23 protein-coding genes are annotated in these 19049 nt (G+C 72.7%); 21 read left to right on the forward strand and 2 right to left on the reverse strand.

Translation table 11 applies throughout. The annotated features are described in order from the left end of the window. Nucleotides 1-26 precede the first annotated feature (26 nt). From hisD to E0F75_RS19940, 10 genes are all read left to right on the forward strand, one after another. The gene (gene hisD / locus E0F75_RS19895) at nt 27-1370 is read left to right on the forward strand and encodes a histidinol dehydrogenase (protein ID WP_187623888.1); all 1344 of its coding nucleotides are present in this window, start codon (nt 27-29) and stop codon (nt 1368-1370) included. Beyond that, the gene (locus E0F75_RS19900) at nt 1367-2491 is read left to right on the forward strand and encodes a histidinol-phosphate transaminase (protein ID WP_229312745.1); all 1125 of its coding nucleotides are present in this window, start codon (nt 1367-1369) and stop codon (nt 2489-2491) included. Before hisD ends, E0F75_RS19900 begins: the two co-directional genes overlap by 4 nt. Continuing rightward, nucleotides 2488-3081, forward strand: coding sequence for an imidazoleglycerol-phosphate dehydratase HisB (gene hisB, locus E0F75_RS19905; RefSeq protein ID WP_015032911.1), 594 nt, complete (start codon nt 2488-2490; stop codon nt 3079-3081). The genes E0F75_RS19900 and hisB overlap by 4 nt, the downstream gene beginning before the upstream one ends. Before the next feature lie 2 nt (nt 3082-3083). Next, the gene (locus E0F75_RS19910; RefSeq protein ID WP_187623890.1) at nt 3084-3248 is read left to right on the forward strand and encodes a hypothetical protein; all 165 of its coding nucleotides are present in this window, start codon (nt 3084-3086) and stop codon (nt 3246-3248) included. After that, on the forward strand, nt 3245-3892 hold the full coding sequence (gene hisH, locus E0F75_RS19915; protein WP_187623891.1) for an imidazole glycerol phosphate synthase subunit HisH: 648 nt from the start codon (nt 3245-3247) through the stop codon (nt 3890-3892). The genes E0F75_RS19910 and hisH overlap by 4 nt, the downstream gene beginning before the upstream one ends. A 2-nt stretch (nt 3893-3894) precedes the next feature. Continuing rightward, on the forward strand, nt 3895-4626 hold the full coding sequence (gene priA / locus E0F75_RS19920; RefSeq protein WP_187623892.1) for a bifunctional 1-(5-phosphoribosyl)-5-((5-phosphoribosylamino)methylideneamino)imidazole-4-carboxamide isomerase/phosphoribosylanthranilate isomerase PriA: 732 nt from the start codon (nt 3895-3897) through the stop codon (nt 4624-4626). Further along, nucleotides 4623-5036, forward strand: a complete 414-nt coding sequence (locus E0F75_RS19925; RefSeq protein ID WP_187623893.1) for a RidA family protein — start codon at nt 4623-4625, stop codon at nt 5034-5036. The genes priA and E0F75_RS19925 overlap by 4 nt, the downstream gene beginning before the upstream one ends. Continuing rightward, on the forward strand, nt 5033-5788 hold the full coding sequence (gene hisF, locus E0F75_RS19930) for an imidazole glycerol phosphate synthase subunit HisF (RefSeq protein ID WP_187623894.1): 756 nt from the start codon (nt 5033-5035) through the stop codon (nt 5786-5788). The genes E0F75_RS19925 and hisF overlap by 4 nt, the downstream gene beginning before the upstream one ends. Before the next feature lie 118 nt (nt 5789-5906). Next, nucleotides 5907-6494, forward strand: coding sequence for a transcriptional regulator (locus E0F75_RS19935; protein WP_187623895.1), 588 nt, complete (start codon nt 5907-5909; stop codon nt 6492-6494). Then, nucleotides 6491-7744 (forward strand): MFS transporter, encoded by a 1254-nt coding sequence (locus E0F75_RS19940; protein ID WP_187623896.1) that lies wholly within the window; start codon nt 6491-6493, stop codon nt 7742-7744. Before E0F75_RS19935 ends, E0F75_RS19940 begins: the two co-directional genes overlap by 4 nt. A 69-nt stretch (nt 7745-7813) precedes the next feature. Here E0F75_RS19940 and E0F75_RS19945 read toward each other — a convergent pair whose 3' ends face one another. Continuing rightward, the gene (locus E0F75_RS19945) at nt 7814-8449 is read right to left on the reverse strand and encodes a TIGR03085 family metal-binding protein (protein WP_187623897.1); all 636 of its coding nucleotides are present in this window, start codon (nt 8447-8449) and stop codon (nt 7814-7816) included. 84 nt (nt 8450-8533) lie between these two features. Between E0F75_RS19945 and hisI the strand changes: the two genes are divergently transcribed. The 11 genes from hisI to lgt all read left to right on the forward strand — a co-directional run bounded on the left by hisI (nt 8534) and on the right by lgt (nt 18099). Continuing rightward, complete coding sequence (gene hisI / locus E0F75_RS19950) at nt 8534-8926, forward strand: phosphoribosyl-AMP cyclohydrolase (RefSeq protein ID WP_187623898.1); 393 nt, start codon at nt 8534-8536, stop codon at nt 8924-8926. An 11-nt stretch (nt 8927-8937) separates the two neighbouring features. Next, entirely contained in the window at nt 8938-10440 is a 1503-nt protein-coding gene (locus E0F75_RS19955; protein ID WP_187623899.1) for an anthranilate synthase component I, read from the forward strand. A 14-nt stretch (nt 10441-10454) separates the two neighbouring features. Beyond that, nucleotides 10455-11105, forward strand: a complete 651-nt coding sequence (locus tag E0F75_RS19960; RefSeq protein ID WP_187623900.1) for a TIGR02234 family membrane protein — start codon at nt 10455-10457, stop codon at nt 11103-11105. Between the two features lie 169 nt (nt 11106-11274). Next, nucleotides 11275-11523 (forward strand): HGxxPAAW family protein, encoded by a 249-nt coding sequence (locus E0F75_RS19965; RefSeq protein ID WP_187623901.1) that lies wholly within the window; start codon nt 11275-11277, stop codon nt 11521-11523. Nucleotides 11524-11855: 332 nt separating this feature from the next. Then, nucleotides 11856-12281 carry a DUF2752 domain-containing protein gene (locus E0F75_RS19970; RefSeq protein WP_187623902.1) on the forward strand — a complete coding sequence of 142 codons (426 nt, stop codon included), beginning with the start codon at nt 11856-11858 and terminating at the stop codon, nt 12279-12281. 155 nt (nt 12282-12436) lie between these two features. Continuing rightward, complete coding sequence (trpC, locus tag E0F75_RS19975) at nt 12437-13246, forward strand: indole-3-glycerol phosphate synthase TrpC (protein ID WP_187623903.1); 810 nt, start codon at nt 12437-12439, stop codon at nt 13244-13246. Nucleotides 13247-13253: 7 nt separating this feature from the next. Further along, nucleotides 13254-13514: a tryptophan biosynthesis modulator TrpM gene (trpM, locus tag E0F75_RS19980; RefSeq protein ID WP_194481304.1), complete on the forward strand. Its 261-nt coding sequence runs from the start codon at nt 13254-13256 to the stop codon at nt 13512-13514. 517 nt (nt 13515-14031) lie between these two features. Then, complete coding sequence (trpB, locus tag E0F75_RS19985; protein WP_187623904.1) at nt 14032-15270, forward strand: tryptophan synthase subunit beta; 1239 nt, start codon at nt 14032-14034, stop codon at nt 15268-15270. Next, nucleotides 15267-16088, forward strand: coding sequence for a tryptophan synthase subunit alpha (gene trpA / locus E0F75_RS19990; RefSeq protein ID WP_187623905.1), 822 nt, complete (start codon nt 15267-15269; stop codon nt 16086-16088). The genes trpB and trpA overlap by 4 nt, the downstream gene beginning before the upstream one ends. 63 nt (nt 16089-16151) lie before the next feature. Beyond that, a complete protein-coding gene (locus E0F75_RS19995) occupies nt 16152-17009 on the forward strand; it encodes a thioredoxin domain-containing protein (RefSeq protein ID WP_187623906.1) in 858 nt (285 codons plus the stop codon). 88 nt (nt 17010-17097) lie between these two features. Beyond that, nucleotides 17098-18099 (forward strand): prolipoprotein diacylglyceryl transferase, encoded by a 1002-nt coding sequence (gene lgt, locus E0F75_RS20000; protein ID WP_187623907.1) that lies wholly within the window; start codon nt 17098-17100, stop codon nt 18097-18099. Between the two features lie 100 nt (nt 18100-18199). Here lgt and E0F75_RS20005 read toward each other — a convergent pair whose 3' ends face one another. Further along, on the reverse strand, nt 18200-19045 hold the full coding sequence (locus E0F75_RS20005; RefSeq protein ID WP_187624127.1) for a CoA ester lyase: 846 nt from the start codon (nt 19043-19045) through the stop codon (nt 18200-18202). Between the last annotated feature and the right edge of the window lie 4 nt (nt 19046-19049).

Genomic DNA, 19049 nt, shown 5'->3' on the forward strand with positions numbered 1-19049 from the left:
TGTGGGCCGTCTGCGAGAATTGACCCGTGATCTCTCGAATCGATCTGCGCGGCGAGACCCTCCCCGAGGGTTCCGCCCTGCGCGACCTGCTGCCCCGTGCCGAGTTCGACGTGGAAGCCGCCCTGGAGACAGTGCGGCCGATCTGCGAGGACGTCAGGCATCATGGCGCGGCCGCGGTGATCGACTACGGGGAGAAATTCGACGGCGTCCGCGTTCCGGGCCTGCGCGTCCCCGCCGAGGCGATCGCCCGCGCCCTCGACGAGCTCGACCCGGCCGTCCGCGCCGCACTCGAGGAGTCCATCCGGCGCGCCCGCCTCGTCCACCACGAGCAGCGCCGCACCACCCACACCACCCAGGTCGTCCCCGGCGGCACGGTCACCGAGAAGTGGATCCCGGTCGAGCGCGTCGGTCTGTACGTGCCGGGCGGCCGAGCCGTCTACCCGTCCTCCGTCGTGATGAACGTCGTCCCGGCCCAGGAGGCCGGCGTCGAGAGCCTGGCCGTCGCCTCGCCCCCGCAGAAGGATTTCGGCGGGCTTCCGCACCCGACGATCCTCGCCGCCTGCGCCCTGCTCGGGGTCGACGAGGTGTACGCCGCCGGCGGCGCCCAGGCCATCGCCATGTTCGCGTACGGCACGGAGGGGACGGCCGGCGAGCCCGGCTGCGCCCCCGTCAACCTCGTGACCGGCCCCGGCAACATCTACGTGGCCGCCGCCAAGCGGCTCCTCAAGGGCCGGATCGGCATCGACGCCGAGGCCGGCCCGACGGAGATCGCGATCCTCGCGGACTCCACCGCCGACCCCGTGCACGTCGCCGCCGACCTCATCAGCCAGGCCGAGCACGACCCGATGGCCGCCTCCGTCCTCGTCACCGACTCGGACGAGCTGGCCGCCGCCACCGAGGCCGAACTGAAGACCCAGGTCGCCGCCTCCAAGCACGTCGACGACCGGATCGTCCCGGCCCTGGCGGGACGCCAGTCCGCGATCGTCCTCGTCCGCGACCTGGCCGACGGCCTCAAGGTCGTCGACGCGTACGGCGCCGAGCACCTGGAGATCCAGACCCGCGACGCCGCGGCCGTCGCCGACCGCGTCCGCAACGCCGGCGCGATCTTCGTCGGCCCCTGGGCGCCCGTCTCCCTCGGCGACTACTGCGCGGGCTCCAACCACGTCCTGCCCACCGGCGGCTGCGCCTGCCACTCCTCGGGCCTCTCCGTGCAGTCGTTCCTGCGCGGGGTGCACATCGTGGACTACACGCGCGACGCGCTCGCCGACGTCGCCCACCACGTGGTGACCCTGGCCGAGGCGGAGGACCTCCCGGCCCACGGCGCTGCGATCAAGGCAAGGTTCGGATGGAAGGTGCCGGAGACCAAGTGACCGGAATCAGCGATCGATCCCCCTGGGACGAGCTCCCCGTCCGGGACGAGCTGAAGGGCAAGTCCCCCTACGGAGCGCCCCAGCTCGACGTCCCCGTCCAGCTGAACACCAACGAGAACCCGTACCCGCTGCCCGAGCCGCTCGTCGCGCGCATCGCGGAGCGCGTCGCCGAGGCCGCCCGTACCCTCAACCGCTACCCCGACCGGGACGTGGTCGAGCTCCGCACCGAGCTCGCCCGCTACCTCACCCGGACCGGCGGGCACCCGGTCGCCGCCGAGAACGTCTGGGCGGCCAACGGGTCCAACGAGGTCCTCCAGCAGCTGCTGCAGACCTTCGGCGGCCCGGGCCGTACCGCGATCGGCTTCGAGCCCTCGTACTCGATGCACGCCCTGATCGCCCGCGGCACCGGCACCGGCTGGATCTCCGGTCCGCGCAAAGAGGACTTCACCATCGACGTGGCGGCGGCCGTCGCGGCGATCGCCGAGAACGCGCCGGACGTCGTGTTCATCGCCTCGCCCAACAACCCCACCGGCACCGCCGTCGAGGCCGACACCGTCCTCGCCCTGTACGAGGCGGCCCAGGCGGCCAAGCCCTCGATGGTGATCATCGACGAGGCGTACGTGGAGTTCAGCCACCGGGAATCGCTGCTGCCCCTCATCGAGGGCCGCCCGAACCTGGTGGTCTCCCGGACCATGTCCAAGGCCTTCGGCGCCGCCGGACTGCGGCTCGGCTACCTCGCCGCCCACCCGGCCGTGGTCGACGCCGTCCAGCTGGTCCGGCTCCCTTACCACCTCTCCGCCGTCACCCAGGCGACCGCGCTCGCCGCCCTGGAGCACACCGACACCCTCCTCGGGTACGTCGAGCAGCTCAAGGCCGAGCGCGACCGGCTCGTCACCGAGCTGCGCGGGATCGGCTACGAGGTCACCGATTCGGACGCCAACTTCGTGCAGTTCGGGAAGTTCCCCGACACGCACGCGGCCTGGCAGCGGATCCTCGACCGGGGCGTCCTGGTCCGGGACAACGGCGTACCGGGATGGCTGCGGGTCACCGCCGGCACCCCCGAAGAGAACGACGCGTTCCTCGACGCGGTTCGTGAATTGATGAAGGAGCAGGAGCGATGAGCCGCGTAGGCCGCGTAGAGCGCACCACCAAGGAGACCTCCGTCGTCGTCGAGATCGACCTCGACGGCACCGGAAAGGTCGACGTGTCGACCGGGGTCGGGTTCTACGACCACATGCTCGACCAGCTCGGCCGGCACGGTCTGTTCGACCTCACCGTCAAGACCGACGGCGACCTGCACATCGACTCGCACCACACCATCGAGGACACCGCCCTCGCCCTCGGCGCCGCCTTCAAGCAGGCCCTCGGCGACAAGGTCGGCATCTACCGCTTCGGCAACTGCACCGTCCCGCTGGACGAGTCGCTCGCCCAGGTGACCGTCGACCTCTCCGGCCGCCCGTACCTCGTGCACACCGAGCCCGAGAACATGGCGCCGATGATCGGCTCGTACGACACGACGATGACCCGGCACATCTTCGAGTCCTTCGTCGCCCAGGCCCAGATCGCGCTGCACATCCACGTGCCGTACGGGCGCAACGCCCACCACATCGTGGAGTGCCAGTTCAAGGCGTTCGCCCGCGCCCTCCGCTATGCCTCCGAGCGCGACCCGCGCGCCGCCGGAATCCTCCCCTCCACGAAGGGCGCGCTCTAAACGTGAACGGCCTCTCCACCATCCTCATCGTCGTCGGGCTGTTCCTGCTCGGCGGCATCTACTCCTTCGTCAAGCAGCAGATGCCCAAGGGCCTCATCGCGCTCGTCGCCTTCGGCGCCGCGATGTGTCTCGTCGCCGGTGTGCTGCGGCTGGACGTGTGGGCATGACCGCGAGCACCCCCAGGAAGGTCGTCGTCTTCGACTACGGCTTCGGCAACGTGCGCTCGGCCGAGCGCGCCCTCGCCCGGGTCGGCGCCGACGTCGAGATCACCCGCGACTACGACACCGCGATGAACGCCGACGGACTCCTCGTCCCCGGCGTCGGCGCCTTCTCCGCCTGCATGCAGGGGCTGAAGGACGCGCGCGGCGACTGGATCGTCGGCCGCCGGCTCTCCGGCGGCCGCCCGGTCATGGGCATCTGCGTCGGCATGCAGATCCTCTTCGCCCACGGCTTCGAGCACGGCGTGGAGAGCGAGGGCCTCGACGAGTGGCCCGGTACGGTCGAGCCGTTGAACGCCCCCGTCGTCCCCCACATGGGCTGGAACACGGTCGACGCGCCGCAGGACACCGAGATGTTCGCGGAACTCGACGCCGACGCCCGGTTCTACTTCGTGCACTCCTACGCGGTGCGCGAGTGGACCCTCGAGGTCGGCAACAAGAACATCCGCGCCCCCAAGGTCACCTGGGCCACCCACGGCGAGCCCTTCGTCGCGGCCGTCGAGAACGGCGCCCTGTGGGCCACCCAGTTCCACCCCGAGAAGTCCGGCGACGCCGGAGCCCAGCTCCTCACCAATTGGATCGAGACCCTCTGATCATGGCTCAGAAGCTTGAACTCCTCCCCGCCGTCGACGTCCGCGACGGTCAGGCCGTCCGCCTCGTGCACGGCGAGTCCGGCAGCGAGACCTCCTACGGCTCTCCGCTCCAGGCGGCCCTCGCCTGGCAGAGCTCGGGCGCCGAGTGGCTGCACCTGGTCGACCTCGACGCCGCCTTCGGCACCGGTGACAACCGGCAGCTGATCGCCGAGGTCGCCCAGGCCATGGACATCAAGGTCGAGCTCTCCGGCGGCATCCGCGACGACGCCTCGCTCGCCGCCGCCCTCGCCACCGGCTGCACCCGCGTCAACCTCGGCACCGCCGCCCTGGAGACCCCCGAGTGGGTCGCCAAGGTCATCGCCGAGCACGGCGACAAGATCGCCGTCGGCCTCGACGTCCGCGGCACGACCCTGCGCGGCCGCGGCTGGACCCGCGACGGCGGCGACCTCTACGAGACGCTCGCCCGCCTCGACTCCGAGGGCTGCTCCCGCTACGTCGTCACCGACATCGCCAAGGACGGCACCCTCCAGGGACCCAACCTGGAGCTCCTGAAGAACGTCTGCGCGGCCACCGACAAGCCCGTCGTCGCCTCCGGCGGCGTGTCGTCCCTGGACGACCTGCGGGCCCTGTCCGGCCTGGTGCCGCTCGGCGTCGAGGGCGCGATCGTCGGCAAGGCGCTGTACGCCAAGGCGTTCACCCTCGAAGAGGCGCTGGAGGCGGTGGCTTCCGCATGACCGACGGCGTGAAGAAGGTCGTCACCGGCGCCCCCTGGGAGGAGCAGTTCGGCTACTCCCGCGCGGTGGAGCTGCCGAACGGCCTGGTCCTCGTCGCCGGCTGTACGTCGGTGGTCGGCGGCCAGATCGCCGGCGGAGGCCCGTACGACCAGACGGTGAACTCCTTCAACGTGGCCTTCGCCGCCCTGAAGCAGCTCGGTCTGGGCCCGGAGGACGTCGTCCGCACCCGGATGTACATCACCCACGCCCGGGACGTGGACGAGGTCGGCCGCGCCCACAAGGAGCTGTTCGACGCCGTCCGCCCGGCGGCTTCGATGATCATCGTCTCCGGCTTCGTCGACCCCAGCCTGGTCGTCGAGGTCGAGGTCGAGGCATTCCGCCCAGAGGGACAGACGGGCGGTGCGGCATGAGCCTCGCCGTACGCGTGATCCCCTGCCTGGACGTGGACAACGGCCGGGTCGTCAAGGGCGTCAACTTCCAGAACCTGCGGGACGCGGGCGACCCCGTCGAGATGGCCAAGCTGTACGACGCCGAGGGCGCCGACGAGCTGACCTTTCTCGACATCACCGCCTCCTCGGGCAACCGGGAGACCACCTACGACGTGGTGCGCCGCACCGCCGAGCAGGTCTTCATCCCGCTCACGGTCGGCGGCGGAGTCCGCGCGGCCGAGGACGTCGACAAGCTGCTGCGGGCCGGCGCCGACAAGGTGGGCGTCAACACCGCCGCCATCGCACGTCCCGAGCTGATCCAGGAGATCGCGGAGCGCTTCGGCCGCCAGGTGCTCGTCCTGTCGGTCGACGCCCGGCGGACGGCCTCGGGCTCCTTCGAGGTGACGACGCACGGCGGCCGCAAGGGCACCGGCATCGACGCCGTCGAGTGGGCGCACCGGGCCGCCGAGCTGGGTGCGGGCGAGATCCTGCTCAACTCGATGGACGCGGACGGCACCAAGGACGGCTACGACACGGAGATGATCGCGGCCGTGCGCAAGCACGTGACCGTGCCGGTGATCGCGAGCGGGGGAGCGGGCAAGCTCGCCGACTTCCCGCCGGCGGTGGCGGCGGGCGCGGACGCGGTGCTCGCGGCCTCCGTCTTCCACTTCGGTGATCTGCGGATCTCCCAGGTCAAGGACGAGCTGCGGGCGGCGGGCCACGCGGTCCGCTGACCCGGCGCTCCGCTCTGGGGGAGGGCTCCTTCGGGGGCCCTTCTTCTTCCCCGAACGTGCAGGATTATTTGTGCAATTCTCATTGCGCAAGTTTTCTTTCGTATCTAGGGTCGGTGGCATGACCTCGCCGGAGAACCGCCGGATCACCGATCTCGGCACCTTGAAAGCCATCTCGCACCCGCTGCGGATGCGCCTCTACCGCGCCCTCTTCGTGGCCCGCACCGCCACCGCGTCCCAGCTCGCCGACCAGGTCGACGAGGCGGTCTCGCTGGTCAGCTACCACCTGCGCAAGCTCGCCGAGCACGGCCTCATCGAGGAGGCCGAGACCCAGTCGACGGACGGCCGGGAGAGGTGGTGGCAGCCGAGCTCGTACGGCTTCAGCATCCACGACGAGGACCTCCGCGACGCCCCCGAGCTCGCCGCCGCGAGCGCCGCCTTCGGCCGTACGGTCGACGAGCAGCGCACCCAGATGTACGCCCGCTTCCTCGACGAGCGGCACACCTGGTCCGACACGTGGCGCTCCGCGTCCCTCAGCTCCGAGTGGCTGCCCCGCCTCACCGCCGACGAGCTCGCCGCCCTCGGCGCCGAACTCGACGCCGTGCTGCGCAAGTACGACCAGCAGGCCCGCGCCGCCGAGGCCGCCGGTGACAACGAGGGCCGCGAGAACATCGCCATCCACCTCAACGGCTTCCCCTACCGCTCATGACCGCCACCGCCACCGTCCCCGCCGCGGCGCCCGCCGCCGTCGAGCGGCCCGCCCACCGCGACCCCCAGGTCCTGCGCTGGCTCGGCGCCTACACCGCCTCCACCCTCGGCGACAGCGTCTACCACCTCGCCCTCTCCTGGGCCGCCGTCCGCGGCGGCACCCCGGCCGAGGCGGGACTCGTCATGGCCGTCAGCGCCGTACCGCGCGCCCTGCTCATGCTCGGCGGGGGAGTGGTCGCCGACCGCTTCGGCCCGCGCCGGGTCGTCATCGCCTCCGACACCGTCCGCTGCCTCGTCGTCCTCGGCGTCGCCGCGCTCGTCCTCGTCACCTCGCCCACCCTCTGGATGCTGGCCGGCGTCGCCCTCGTCTTCGGCATCGTCGACGCGCTCTTCATGCCCGCCGTCGGCGCCCTGCCGCCCCGGATCGCCCCGCACGACCAGCTCACACGCGTCCAGGGCATGCGCGGCCTCGCCTACCGTTCGGGAGCCGTCATCGGCGCCCCGCTCGGCGGCCTGGCGGTCGCCCTCGGCGGGCCGGGCGTCGCCTTCGCCGTGGCCGGAGCGCTCTTCGCCCTCTCCCTGCCCCTGCTGCTCGCCCTCCGGATCCGCCCGCTCACCGGAGAGGCCCGGAAGCAGAACGGCACCGCGTTCGGCGACCTCGTGGACGGACTGCGCTATCTGCGCGGCCACCGGGTCCTCGGGCCGCTCATGATCGTCATAGCCCTCAGCGACCTCGGCTTCGTCGGCCCGCTCAACGTCGGCCTCGTGCTCCTCTCCGACCAGCGCGGCTGGGGAGCCTCCGGCATCGGCTGGGTCCTCGCCGGCTTCGGCGTCGGCGCCGGCAGCGCCTCGCTGCTGCTCAGCGTCAAGGGGCGGGTGCCGCGCGCCGGAGCCGTCCTCGGCTGGACCATGACCGTCGGCGCCGTCTCGATCGGCGCGCTCGCCTTCGTCCCGCAGCTGCCCCTGGCCGTGGTCGTCGCCCTCTCCATCGGCCTGTTCGCCGGCCTCTCCGGAGCGCTCTGCGGGGCCCTTGTCCAGACCGAGTGCGACCCCGCCTACCTCGGCCGCGTCTCGGCCGTCTCCAGCCTGGTGAGCCTGGGCCTCGCCCCGCTCAGCTTCCCGCTCACGGGCGCCGCGATCGGCCTGTGGGGCGTCGGCCCGGTCTTCACCGTCAGCGCGGCGGTCTGCGCGCTCGCGGGCGTCTACGGCCTCTCGGTCAGGGCCGTACGCCGGGCGGAGCTGCCCGGCTAGCACCGTTCGGGCGGAGCAGAGGGCGGGGCCGCAGCGGCGGCGCCGAGAGGGCGGCCCCCGCCTCCTCCCTCAGAGCCCCAGCTGCTTCGTCTCCCGCAGCCGCTCGATCGCCTCGGGCTCCCCGTCCAGCTCCACCTTGGCCGAGTCCTGGCGGCCGAACAGGTACATCGTCAGCTCGCCCGGCTCCCCGGAGACCGTCACCACCGGGGTGCCCCGGTGCGCCACCGCCGTCTGGCCGTTCGGGCGGCGCAGCACCAGGCCCACCGGGACCTTCCGGCCCAGCAGGCGGGCGCCGCGCTCCAGGCGGGACCAGAGGGCGTCGGCGAAGACCGGGTCGAGCTCCCGCGCCGACCACTCGGGCTGGGCACGGCGCACGTCCTCGGCGTGGACATAGAACTCGACGATGTTCGCCCCCTCGTCCACCTGCTTGATGGTGAACGGCGAGAACCGCGGCGGTCCGTTCCGGATGAGCTGGATCAGCTCCTCGTACGGCTTGTCGGCGAACTCCGCCTGCACCCGCTCCTGCCGGTCCTTCAGCGCCGGTACGAGCGCACCCGCCGCCGCGTCCGGGCGCCGCTCCCGCACCACCACATGGGCCGCGAGATCCCGGGTCCGCCAGCCCTCGCAGAGCGTCGGCGCTTCGGGGCCCGCCGCCTCCAACAGGTCGGCGAGCAGAAGGCGTTCACGTTTGGCATGGGTCGACATGACTGCCAGCGTACGGCGGGTGCCGCCGGTCCGCCCAGTGGACGCCCCGCCGGACACCACCCCGGGGCGCGGCACAATGGCGCCATGAGCAGCACGCCCCGGACCCCCAGCGACCTCGACCCGGCCATCGCCGCGCGCCTCAAGCGCGGCCCGGACGGACTCGTCCCCGCCATCGCCCAGCAGTACGACACCGGCGAGGTGCTGATGCTCGGCTGGATGGACGACGAGGCCCTCCACCGCACCCTCACCACCGGCCGCTGCACCTACTGGTCCCGCAGCCGCCAGGAGTACTGGGTCAAGGGCGACACCTCCGGCCACGTCCAGCACGTCAGGTCCGTCGCCCTCGACTGCGACGCCGACACCGTCCTCGTCAGGGTCGACCAGGTCGGCGCCGCCTGCCACACCGGCGCCCGGACCTGCTTCGACGCCGATGTGCTCCCCGTATCCGGGTCCGACGCGGACCCCGTATCCGAGTAGGGTCTGGCGCCATGGATCTCGACACCTTCCGCAAGCTGGCGGCCGACCGCCGCGTCATCCCCGTCAGCCGCCGGCTGCTCGCGGACGGCGACACCCCGGTCGGGCTCTACCGCAAGCTCGCCGCCGAACGGCCCGGCACCTTCCTCCTCGAATCCGCGGAGAACGGCCGCAGCTGGTCCCGGTACTCCTTCATCGGCGTCCGCAGCGACGCCACCCTGACGGTGAAGGACGGCGAGGCCCACTGGCTGGGCACCCCGCCCGTCGGCGTCCCCACCGACGGCGACCCGCTCCAGGCGCTGCGCGCCACCGTCGAGACCCTCCACACCCCCCGCGACCTCGACAGGGTGCTCGGTGGCGGTCTGCCGCCGTTCACCGGCGGCATGGTCGGCTACCTCGGCTACGACATCGTCCGCCGCCTGGAGAAGATCGGCGACTCCACCCGGGACGACCTCGAACTCCCCGAGCTGACCATGCTCCTCACCAGCGACCTCGCGGTCCTCGACCACTGGGACGGCTCGGTCCTGCTGATTGCCAACGCGATCAACCACAACGACCTGGAGACCGGCATCGAGGAGGCCTACGCGCACGCCGTCGCCCGCCTCGACGCCATGGAGGCCGACCTGGCCCGCCCGGTCGCCACCGCTCCCACCGCCCTGCCCGCCTCCGAGCTCCCCGAGTTCTCCGCGCTCTGGGGCGGACCGGCCTACCAGGACGCCGTCGAGGACATCAAGGAGCGCATCCGGGCCGGCGAGGCCTTCCAGGTCGTGCCCTCGCAGCGCTTCGAGACCGCCTGCACCGCCTCCGCGCTCGATGTCTACCGGGTCCTGCGGGCCACCAACCCGTCCCCGTACATGTACCTCTTCCGCTTCGAGAACGGCTTCGACGTCGTCGGATCCAGCCCCGAGGCCCTCGTCAAGGTCGAGGACGGCCACGCGCTGCTCCACCCCATCGCCGGCACCAGGCACCGCGGCGCCACCCCGCAGGAGGACCACGACCTCGCCGAGGAACTGCTCGCCGACCCCAAGGAGCGCGCCGAGCACCTCATGCTCGTCGACCTCGGCCGCAACGACCTCGGCCGCGTCTGCGCGCCCGGCTCCGTCGAGGTCGTCGACTTCATGTCCGTCGAGCGCTACTCGCACGTCATGCACATCGTCTCCACCGTGACCGGCGAGGTCGCCGAGGGCAGGACCGCCTTCGACGTCCTCACCGCCTGCTTCCCGGCCGGCACGCTCTCCGGCGCGCCCAAGCCCCGCGCGATGCAGATCATCGAGGAGCTCGAACCCTCCCGACGCGGCCTGTACGGCGGATGTGTCGGTTATCTCGATTTCGCCGGCGACGCGGACACGGCCATCGCCATCCGTACCGCCCTGCTCCGCGACGGAACCGCGTATGTGCAGGCCGGAGCGGGTGTCGTCGCCGACTCCGATCCCGTCGCCGAGGACAACGAGTGCCGGAACAAGGCCGCGGCCGTCCTCCGCGCCGTCCACACCGCCAACCGGATGAACGGCGCCTGACCGCGTAGGGGATAGTGGGGTACGTGAGTGCCGTACCCGTACCCCAGCCCCGGGCCGCCCGCGCGGCCGTCCCCGGCGGCGGCCGCCGCAGCCTGGCCGCGGCCCTCCTCCTCGGTGCCCTCGGCGCCACCGTCGTCCTGCTCTCCGCGGGCCAGATCTGGGCGGAGGGCACCGCGTCCGTCGGCGGTGGCAGCGTCCCCGTCGAGGCCGACGGCGGCACCGTCACCGGTGTGCCGACCGCCCTCGCGATCGTCGGCCTCGCCGCGCTCTTCGCCGTGTTCGCCGTCCGCCGCACCGGCCGCACCCTCGTCGCCGCGCTCCTCGCGCTCAGCGGCGCGGGCGCCGCGCTCGCCGCGGTCCTCGGCGCCTCCGACAGCGCCGCCCTGGACGCCGAGGCCGCCCGCATCAGCGGAGACACCGCCGCCGCCGTGGCCGGCCTGAGCCACACCGTCTGGCCGTACGTGACCGCCGCGGGCGCCGTCCTGATCCTGCTCGCCGGCCTCTTCGCGCTGCGCTTCGGCAAGAGCTGGCCCGCGATGGGCGGCCGCTACGAGCGCACCGGCACCCCCCGGGCCGCCCGCAAGGCCCCCACGGCCGACCCCGACCGGCCCGAGGACCTGTGGAAGGCCCTGGACCGCGGCGAGGACCCCACGCACGGGGCGTGACGGGGCCGCCCACGGTGCCCCACGGCACCGCAGAGGCTCACCCGACCGCGACGCGTGATCGTCCCGGTACCCCCGATTCACCCTCGCGCGCCCGCGTGCGGGACAATGAGCGCCGAGAGTCCGCGCACGCGAGACCTCACCATCGAGCAACTGCAACGAGGAGCAACTCATGGCGGGCAGCGCCCACGGACACACCCCGGCCGCCTGGACCGGTGTCATCATCTCCTTCATCGGCTTCTGCATCGCCGGAGTCTTCATGGTGGCCGCCAACCTGCCCGGTTTCTGGGCCGGCATGGGTGTCATCGTGCTCGGCGGCATCGTCGGCGGCGCGATGAAGGCCGCGGGCCTCGGCATGCCGAAGGAGTCGGCGGCCGTCGTCGCCGCCCGCGAGACCGCGACCGCGCAGGCCCGTTCCTGACGCGCCACGACACATCCGAGAGCGCAGTCCGGCCGTGCCGGGCTGCGCTCTCGCGCGTCCGGGGCGAGAATCACCGGGTGGACCCGCAGCCGACGGCCGGAGCCGTGACCGACGCATCAAGCACCCGACCGGGTGAACCTGTGGCACCGGCCGAACCGGCGCGCCAGGAGGCTCCCGGGGCACTGGGGGCGCCACCCGTCACGCCCCCGCACGCGCATGCGCCAGCGGGGGCCGGGGACGGGGACGTCACGCCTCCGCACGCGCCCGCGTGGCCGGGTGGAGGGCCCGTGGCGCCGCCGGGCGCCTGGGGGCCAGGCGGGCCCGGCGGGCCCGTGACGGCACCGCCACCCCCACCGGCCCGGTCGCTCGCGCGGCGGCTGCTCGCGCCCGTCGCCACGCTCGCCGCCGTGACGGCCGCCTTCGCGTACGTCGGGACCGTCGACCCCAACGAACCCGGGCACTATCCCGTCTGCCCCCTGCTCCGCTTCACCGGCATCTACTGCCCCGGCTGCGGCGGGCTCCGCAGCGCCCACGCCTTCGTCCACGGCGACCTTCCGGCCGCCCTCGGCGCCAACGCCCTCGCCGTCATCGGCTACGGACTCTTCGGCGTCCTCATGGTCCTATGGCTGATTCGTGCCATCCGCGGGGTGCCCATGCGCCTCGCGGTCTCCCCGGTCCTGTGGTGGGGGATCGGGGCCGTCCTCGCCCTCTTCACCCTGGTCCGGAACCTTCCCTTCGGCTCCGCGCTGGCCCCCTGAGGGCCCCGCACGGCGCCGCGGGGACCCCTACAGGAGTCCCAGCAGGTGGGACGCGACTCCGGCCGATGCGAGTCCGGGGCCGTCCTGCGGATAGGATCGATGTGGCTGAACCTGGTTCATCATCACCATCACCGTCCCGGAAGGGGGCCCCTCGCGTGAGTGTGCTCGACGAGATCATCGAAGGCGTACGCGCCGACCTCGCAGAGCGGCAGGCGCGGGTCACCCTCGACGAGCTCAAGGAGCGCGCCGCCAAGGCGCCGCAGGCCAAGGACGGCGTCGCCGCACTGCGCGGCGACGGCGTCAAGGTGATCTGCGAGGTCAAGCGCTCCAGCCCGTCCAAGGGCGCGCTCGCCGCGATCGCCGACCCGGCCGGACTCGCCGCTGACTACGAGGCGGGCGGCGCGGCCGTCATCTCCGTCCTCACCGAGCAGCGCCGCTTCGGCGGCTCGCTCGCGGACCTGGAGGCCGTCCGGGCCAAGGTCGACATCCCGGTCCTGCGCAAGGACTTCATCGTCACCGCGTACCAGCTCTGGGAAGCACGCGCGTACGGAGCGGATCTCGCGCTCCTCATCGTCGCCGCCCTGGACCAGGAGGCCCTGGTCTCCCTCATCGAGCGCGCCGAGTCCATCGGGCTCACCCCGCTCGTCGAGGTCCACGACGAGGACGAGGTCGAGCGCGCCGTCGACGCGGGCGCCCGGATCATCGGCGTCAACGCGCGCAACCTGAAGACCCTCAAGGTCGACCGCTCCACCTTCGAGCGCGTCGCCCCCGAGATCCCCGCGCACATCGTCAAGATCGCCGAGTCCGGCGTCCGCGGCCCGCACGACCTCATCGCCTACGCCAACGCCGGCGCCGACGCGGTCCTGGTCGGCGAGTCGCTCGTCACCGGCCGCGACCCGAAGGCCGCCGTCGCCGACCTGGTCGCCGCCGGCGCCCACCCGGCACTCCGGCACGGCCGGAGCTGACCGCGCCATGACCCGCCGCCGCGCCACGCCGACCCCTCCGGGCACCGCCCGGGGGACCGTCGGCGTGCCCGGCGGCAGGCTGCGCATCGCAGCCGCGTCCGTACCCGCGCCGCACGCCCCGCTGGCCCGGGGCTGCCGTCCGCGTGGCTGCCGCGCGCCCGCCCGCCGTGTCCACGGTCGCCGGGTGCGGTACGTCATCGGGGACGAGCCCGGCCAGGTCAACGGCATGCGATGGCGCCGGCGCCTTGCGCGCACCTCCACGAACTGACGCAGCTGCTCAGCCGCTGAGGCCTTCGGCCCCGTGGCCCCGCCGTTGCCCGGCATCGCAACCCCACCGCCGCGTGGGCACCGCACCTCCGTGTGGGCAATCGTCCCTCCCCCAGACTCCGTCCGGGGGGACCCCCAGGGCGGGACGGGTGGGCACACGGGACGGCGCCCTCGGCGGCGCCTACGCCCCTTGTGCCTGAACCCGCACCCAGTTGTGCGGCGCACACGGGGTGCGGGTTCAGGACGCGAAAGCCTGGGCCCGGCAAGGGGCGCCGTTCCGTTGTGCCCACCCGTTCCTCCCCCAAGGACTTCGTCCAGGGGGGACCCCCAGCGGAACGACTGCCCACAACGGGCGGGGCGAGCGGCCGGAGGCCCATGGCGGGCGGCCCGGCAAGCAGGCGGCCTGCGGGCGTATGCCCGGCCATGGCGTTGGCGGACGGGAGTGGGGTCGTGCGCATACCGTGACCATCGACCGCACGTAAAGAGCACGGGGCACCCGCCCCGCGAGGAGCATCCGCATGTCCAGCGAGTTCTTCATTCCAGACCCGGAGGGTCAGGTCCCCACCCCCGAGGGCTACTTCGGCGCCTACGGCGGCAAGTTCATCCCCGAGGCCCTCGTCGCCGCCGTCGACGAGGTCGCCGCCGAGTACGACAAGGCCAAGTCCGACCCGGAGTTCGCCCGCGAGCTCAACGACCTGATGGTCAACTACACGGGCCGCCCGAGCGCCCTCACCGAGGTGCCCCGGTTCGCCGAGCACGCCGGCGGCGCCCGGATCTTCCTCAAGCGCGAGGACCTGAACCACACCGGCTCGCACAAGATCAACAACGTGCTCGGTCAGGCCCTGCTCACCAAGCGCATGGGCAAGACCCGCGTCATCGCCGAGACCGGCGCCGGTCAGCACGGAGTGGCCACCGCCACCGCCTGTGCCCTCTTCGGCCTCGACTGCACCATCTACATGGGCGAGGTCGACACCCAGCGCCAGGCCCTCAACGTGGCCCGGATGCGGATGCTCGGCGCCGAGGTCGTGGCCGTGAAGTCCGGCAGCCGCACCCTCAAGGACGCCATCAACGAGGCGTTCCGCGACTGGGTCGCCAACGTGGACCGGACGCACTACCTGTTCGGCACCGTGGCGGGCCCGCACCCCTTCCCCGCCATGGTCCGCGACTTCCACCGGGTCATCGGCGTCGAGGCCCGCCGCCAGATCCTGGAGCGCGCCGGCCGCCTCCCCGACGCGGCCATCGCCTGCGTCGGCGGCGGCTCCAACGCCATCGGACTCTTCCACGCCTTCGTCCCCGACGCGGACGTCCGGCTGATCGGCTGCGAGCCGGCCGGCCACGGCGTCGAGACCGGCGAGCACGCGGCCACCCTCACCGCCGGCGAGCCCGGCATCCTGCACGGCTCGCGGTCGTACGTCCTCCAGGACGAGGAGGGCCAGATCACCGAGCCGTACTCGATCTCGGCGGGCCTCGACTACCCGGGCATCGGCCCCGAGCACGCGTACCTGAAGGACAGCGGGCGCGGCGAGTACCGCGCCGTCACCGACGACGCCGCCATGCAGGCGCTGCGGCTGCTCTCCCGTACCGAGGGGATCATCCCGGCGATCGAGTCGGCACACGCCCTCGCGGGGGCCCTGGAGGTCGGCAAGGAGCTCGGCAAGGACGCCCTGCTCCTCGTGAACCTCTCCGGGCGCGGCGACAAGGACATGGACACGGCCGCCCGCTACTTCGGCCTGTACGACGGGGAGGGCTCCAAATGACGACCGGCAACATCCAGCTGCTCAGCGACACCCTCGCCAAGGCGAAGGCGGAGAACCGGGCCGCGCTCATCGCGTACCTCCCGGCCGGCTTCCCGACCGTCGACGGCGGCATCGCGGCGATCAAGGCCGTCTTCGACGGCGGCGCGGACGTGGTCGAGGTCGGCCTCCCGCACAGTGACCCGGTCCTCGACGGGCCGGTCATCCAGACCGCCGACGACATCGCCCTGCGCGGCGGCGTCAAGATCGCCGACGTCATGCGGACGGTCCGCGAGGCCCACGAGGCCACCGGCAAGCCGGTCCTCGTCATGACGTACTGGAACCCGATCGACCGGTACGGCGTCGAGCGCTTCACCGAGGAGCTCGCCGCGGCCGGCGGCGCGGGCTGCATCCTGCCCGACCTGCCGGTCCAGGAGTCCGCGGTCTGGCGCGCGAACGCCGACAAGCACGGTCTCGCGACCGTCTTCGTCGTGGCGCCCAGCAGCAAGGACGAGCGCCTCGCCACCATCACGGCGGCCGGCTCCGGCTTCGTCTACGCGGCCTCCCTCATGGGCGTCACCGGTACCCGAGAGTCGGTCGGCGAGCAGGCGGCCGACCTGGTGCGCCGTACCCGCGCCACCTCCGAGCTCCCGGTCTGCGTCGGCCTCGGCGTCTCCAACGCCACCCAGGCCAAGGAGGTCGCCGTCTTCGCCGACGGCGTCATCGTCGGCTCCGCGTTCGTGAAGCGGATCCTCGACGCCGACGGCGACGAGACCGCGGGACTCGCCGCCGTAAGGGAACTGGCGGCCGAACTCGCCGAGGGCGTCCGGCGCGTTTCGTAACCCATTGGGGTGGATCTGCGACCGGGGAGGCACGCACGTGCCTCCCCGGTTCGTTTCCGAGGCGTGAGCCAGAAGAACAGTGGTGACGGTAATCGGAGTGCGCGGGAGCGTCTCCAGCAGCAGCGCGAGCACGAGAAGGCCCGCGAGAAGCAGCGGCGGATCCTGATCGTGTCGGCGGCGGTGGTCGGCGTCCTCGGGCTGGCCGCGGTCGTCGGTGTGATCGCCGCGGGCGGTGACCCGGACAGCGGATCCGACAAGGCGGGCCCGGTCGTCGCGCCCACGGGAGCGACCGAGGAGGACGGCAAGCCCGCCATTCCCACCGGCACGTCGGACGCCCCGTCGACGTTGGCGATCTGGGAGGACTTCCGCTGCCCGGCGTGCGCCCAGTTCGAGAACGCGTTCCGGGACACCATCCACGAGCTGGAGGCCGCGGGCGCGATCAGGACCGAGTACCACCTCGCCACCCTCATCGACGGGAACATGGGCGGCAGCGGCTCCCTGCGCGCGGCGAACGCCGCCGCGTGCGCCCAGGACGCGGGGAAGTTCACCGCGTTCCACGACACGCTCTACATCAACCAGCCGCCGGAGACGGACGACGCCTTCGGCAGCAACGACAAGCTGATCGAGCTGGCGGCGAAGGTGCCGGGGCTCGACACGCCCGCCTTCCGCAGCTGTGTGAACGACGGCACGCACGACACCTGGGTGGCCAAGTCGAACGAGGCCTTCCGGAACGGCGGCTTCCGCGGCACGCCGTCCGTCCTGCTCAACGGAGAATCGATCTTCCCGCAGAAGGGGAGCGAGCAGATCTCCCCGGACAACCTGAAGAAGTGGGTCGCCGAGGCCAACAAGGGCAAGAAGCCCGGCACGGCGGCTCCGACGACCGCCCCGGCAGCTTCCCCGGGCTCTCCCTCGGCGGGCTGAGCCGCCGTTTCCGGCCCGGGTTAGTTACCCATACGTTGCCGGGTGGGCTGCCGTCCCGCCCGCCCGGCAGGGTAGCGTCGGTCCTGCCATGGACCTTGCCTATATTCCCAGCCCGTCGACCGGCGTGATCAACCTCGGACCGATCCCGCTGCGCGGCTATGCCTTCTGCATCATCATCGGTGTCTTCGTCGCCGTCTGGTACGGCAACAAGCGCTGGATCGCCCGGGGCGGCACCGCCGGCACCGTGGCCGACATCGCCGTCTGGGCGGTGCCCTTCGGCCTCGTCGGCGGACGCCTCTACCACGTGATCACCGACTACCAGCTGTACTTCAGCGAGGGTGAGAACTGGGTCGACGCCTTCAAGATCTGGGAGGGCGGCCTCGGTATCTGGGGCGCCATCGCGCTCGGCGCGGTGGGTGCCTGGATCGGTTGTCGCCGGAGGGGCATCCCGCTCCCGGCGTACGCCGACGCCATCGCTCCCGGAATCGCGTTCGCCCAGGCCATCGGCCGCTGGGGCAACTGGTTCAACCAGGAGCTGTACGGCAAGCCGACCGATCTGCCCTGGGCCCTGAAGATCACCGAGAGCGCGAACCGCGAGGCCGGGCTCTACCACCCGACCTTCCTGTACGAGTCGCTCTGGTGCATCGGTGTCGCCGTCCTCGTCATCTGGGCCGACCGCCGCTTCAAGCTCGGCCACGGACGCGCCTTCGCGCTGTACGTCGCCGCGTACTGCGTGGGCCGGTCCTGGACCGAGTACATGCGCGTCGACGAGGCCCACCACATCCTCGGCCTCCGCCTGAACGTGTGGACCGCGATCGGCGTCTTCGTGCTCGCCGTGGTCTACATGGTGATCTCGGCGCGGATCCGCCCGGGCCGCGAGGAGATCGTCGAGCCGAAGGCCGCGAAGGAGGCCGCGGACAAGGCGGCCGGGAAGACGGCCGACGACGACACGGATCCCGAGGATGCTGCCGAGGGCGCCGTCACGGACACCCTCCCGGACACCGGGAAGGACGCCGAGAGCTCCGAGAGCTCCGACGGGGACGTGGAGCACGGGGCCGGCAACGGCGCCGGGTCCGCCGCCAAGAGCTGATCCCCTCCAGCCGGTCGAAGGGCCGTCGGGACCGAGAGGTCCCGGCGGCCCTTCGCCATGCCCGGGCACGGGGAGCCGGGCTGGTGCCCGGGTGCCGGAGTCAGGCCGTGCGGGCCGCGAGGGCGAGGGTCCGGTGGGCGCCCGCCACCACCGCAGCGTCCACGAAGCGCCCGTCCGGGAGGGCGAGGGCGCCCCGCTCGGGGCCGGCGGCCGCGACGACCTCCCGCGCCGCGTCGACCTCCTCCGCGGTGGGGAGATAGGCGCGCTCGATGACCGGGAGCTGGCGGGGGTGGATGGCCGCCCGGCCGAAGAAGCCCATGGCCCGGCCCCGGGCGCAGCCCGCGGCCAGCGCGTCCAGGTCGCTGATGTCGGGATGGACCGACTGGGCCGGGGGAGGGAGGGCGGCCGCGCGGGCCGCGACCACCACCCGGCCGCGCGACCAGTCCAGGGCGCAGTCCTCCCGTACCCCCAGGTCCGCGCGGAGATCGGCCTCGCCGAGCGCGATGCCGCGGACGGCGGGGTGGGCGGTGGCGATGGCGTACGCGTGCTCCACGGCCAGGGCGTTCTCCAGCAGCGGGTAGAGCGGGAGGCCCGGGGCGAGTTCGACGAGCCGGTGGATGTCAGTGGCGTGTGTCACCTTGGGAACACGAAGACCGTGGAGGCCGGGGAGGAGGGCCAGGGTGGGGATGTCGCGCGGGGTGTGGACGCGGACGTGGACCGGGACGGGGTGCGGGTCCGTGAGCAGATCGGCCGTGGCCTCGAGGGCGTACGCCTTGCGGTGCGGGGCGACCGCGTCCTCCAGATCGACGATGACGACGTCGGCGCCGGAGGCCAGGGCCTTGCGGACCACCTCGGGGCGGTCGCCGGGGGCGTACAGCCAGGTGAGGGCGGGCGTGGAGGGCGGGCGGCGCGTCGTGCCGTTCGCGCGGGTCGGGGTCTCGCTCATGTTG

The sequence above is a fragment of the Streptomyces sp. CB02980 genome (genome assembly GCF_014451325.2).
Lineage (GTDB): Bacteria > Actinomycetota > Actinomycetes > Streptomycetales > Streptomycetaceae > Streptomyces.

Coding starts and splice junctions, on each gene's coding strand:
- hisB (WP_015032911.1), top strand. CDS start 2,488: ATGAGCCGCGTAGGCCGCGTAGAGCGCACCACCAAGGAGACCTCCGTC.
- hisH (WP_187623891.1), top strand. CDS start 3,245: ATGACCGCGAGCACCCCCAGGAAGGTCGTCGTCTTCGACTACGGCTTC.
- priA (WP_187623892.1), top strand. CDS start 3,895: ATGGCTCAGAAGCTTGAACTCCTCCCCGCCGTCGACGTCCGCGACGGT.
- E0F75_RS19925 (WP_187623893.1), top strand. CDS start 4,623: ATGACCGACGGCGTGAAGAAGGTCGTCACCGGCGCCCCCTGGGAGGAG.
- hisF (WP_187623894.1), top strand. CDS start 5,033: ATGAGCCTCGCCGTACGCGTGATCCCCTGCCTGGACGTGGACAACGGC.
- E0F75_RS19935 (WP_187623895.1), top strand. CDS start 5,907: ATGACCTCGCCGGAGAACCGCCGGATCACCGATCTCGGCACCTTGAAA.
- E0F75_RS19940 (WP_187623896.1), top strand. CDS start 6,491: ATGACCGCCACCGCCACCGTCCCCGCCGCGGCGCCCGCCGCCGTCGAG.
- E0F75_RS19945 (WP_187623897.1), bottom strand. CDS start 8,449: ATGTCGACCCATGCCAAACGTGAACGCCTTCTGCTCGCCGACCTGTTG.
- hisI (WP_187623898.1), top strand. CDS start 8,534: ATGAGCAGCACGCCCCGGACCCCCAGCGACCTCGACCCGGCCATCGCC.
- E0F75_RS19955 (WP_187623899.1), top strand. CDS start 8,938: ATGGATCTCGACACCTTCCGCAAGCTGGCGGCCGACCGCCGCGTCATC.
- E0F75_RS19965 (WP_187623901.1), top strand. CDS start 11,275: ATGGCGGGCAGCGCCCACGGACACACCCCGGCCGCCTGGACCGGTGTC.
- trpM (WP_194481304.1), top strand. CDS start 13,254: ATGACCCGCCGCCGCGCCACGCCGACCCCTCCGGGCACCGCCCGGGGG.
- trpB (WP_187623904.1), top strand. CDS start 14,032: ATGTCCAGCGAGTTCTTCATTCCAGACCCGGAGGGTCAGGTCCCCACC.
- trpA (WP_187623905.1), top strand. CDS start 15,267: ATGACGACCGGCAACATCCAGCTGCTCAGCGACACCCTCGCCAAGGCG.
- lgt (WP_187623907.1), top strand. CDS start 17,098: ATGGACCTTGCCTATATTCCCAGCCCGTCGACCGGCGTGATCAACCTC.
- E0F75_RS20005 (WP_187624127.1), bottom strand. CDS start 19,045: ATGAGCGAGACCCCGACCCGCGCGAACGGCACGACGCGCCGCCCGCCC.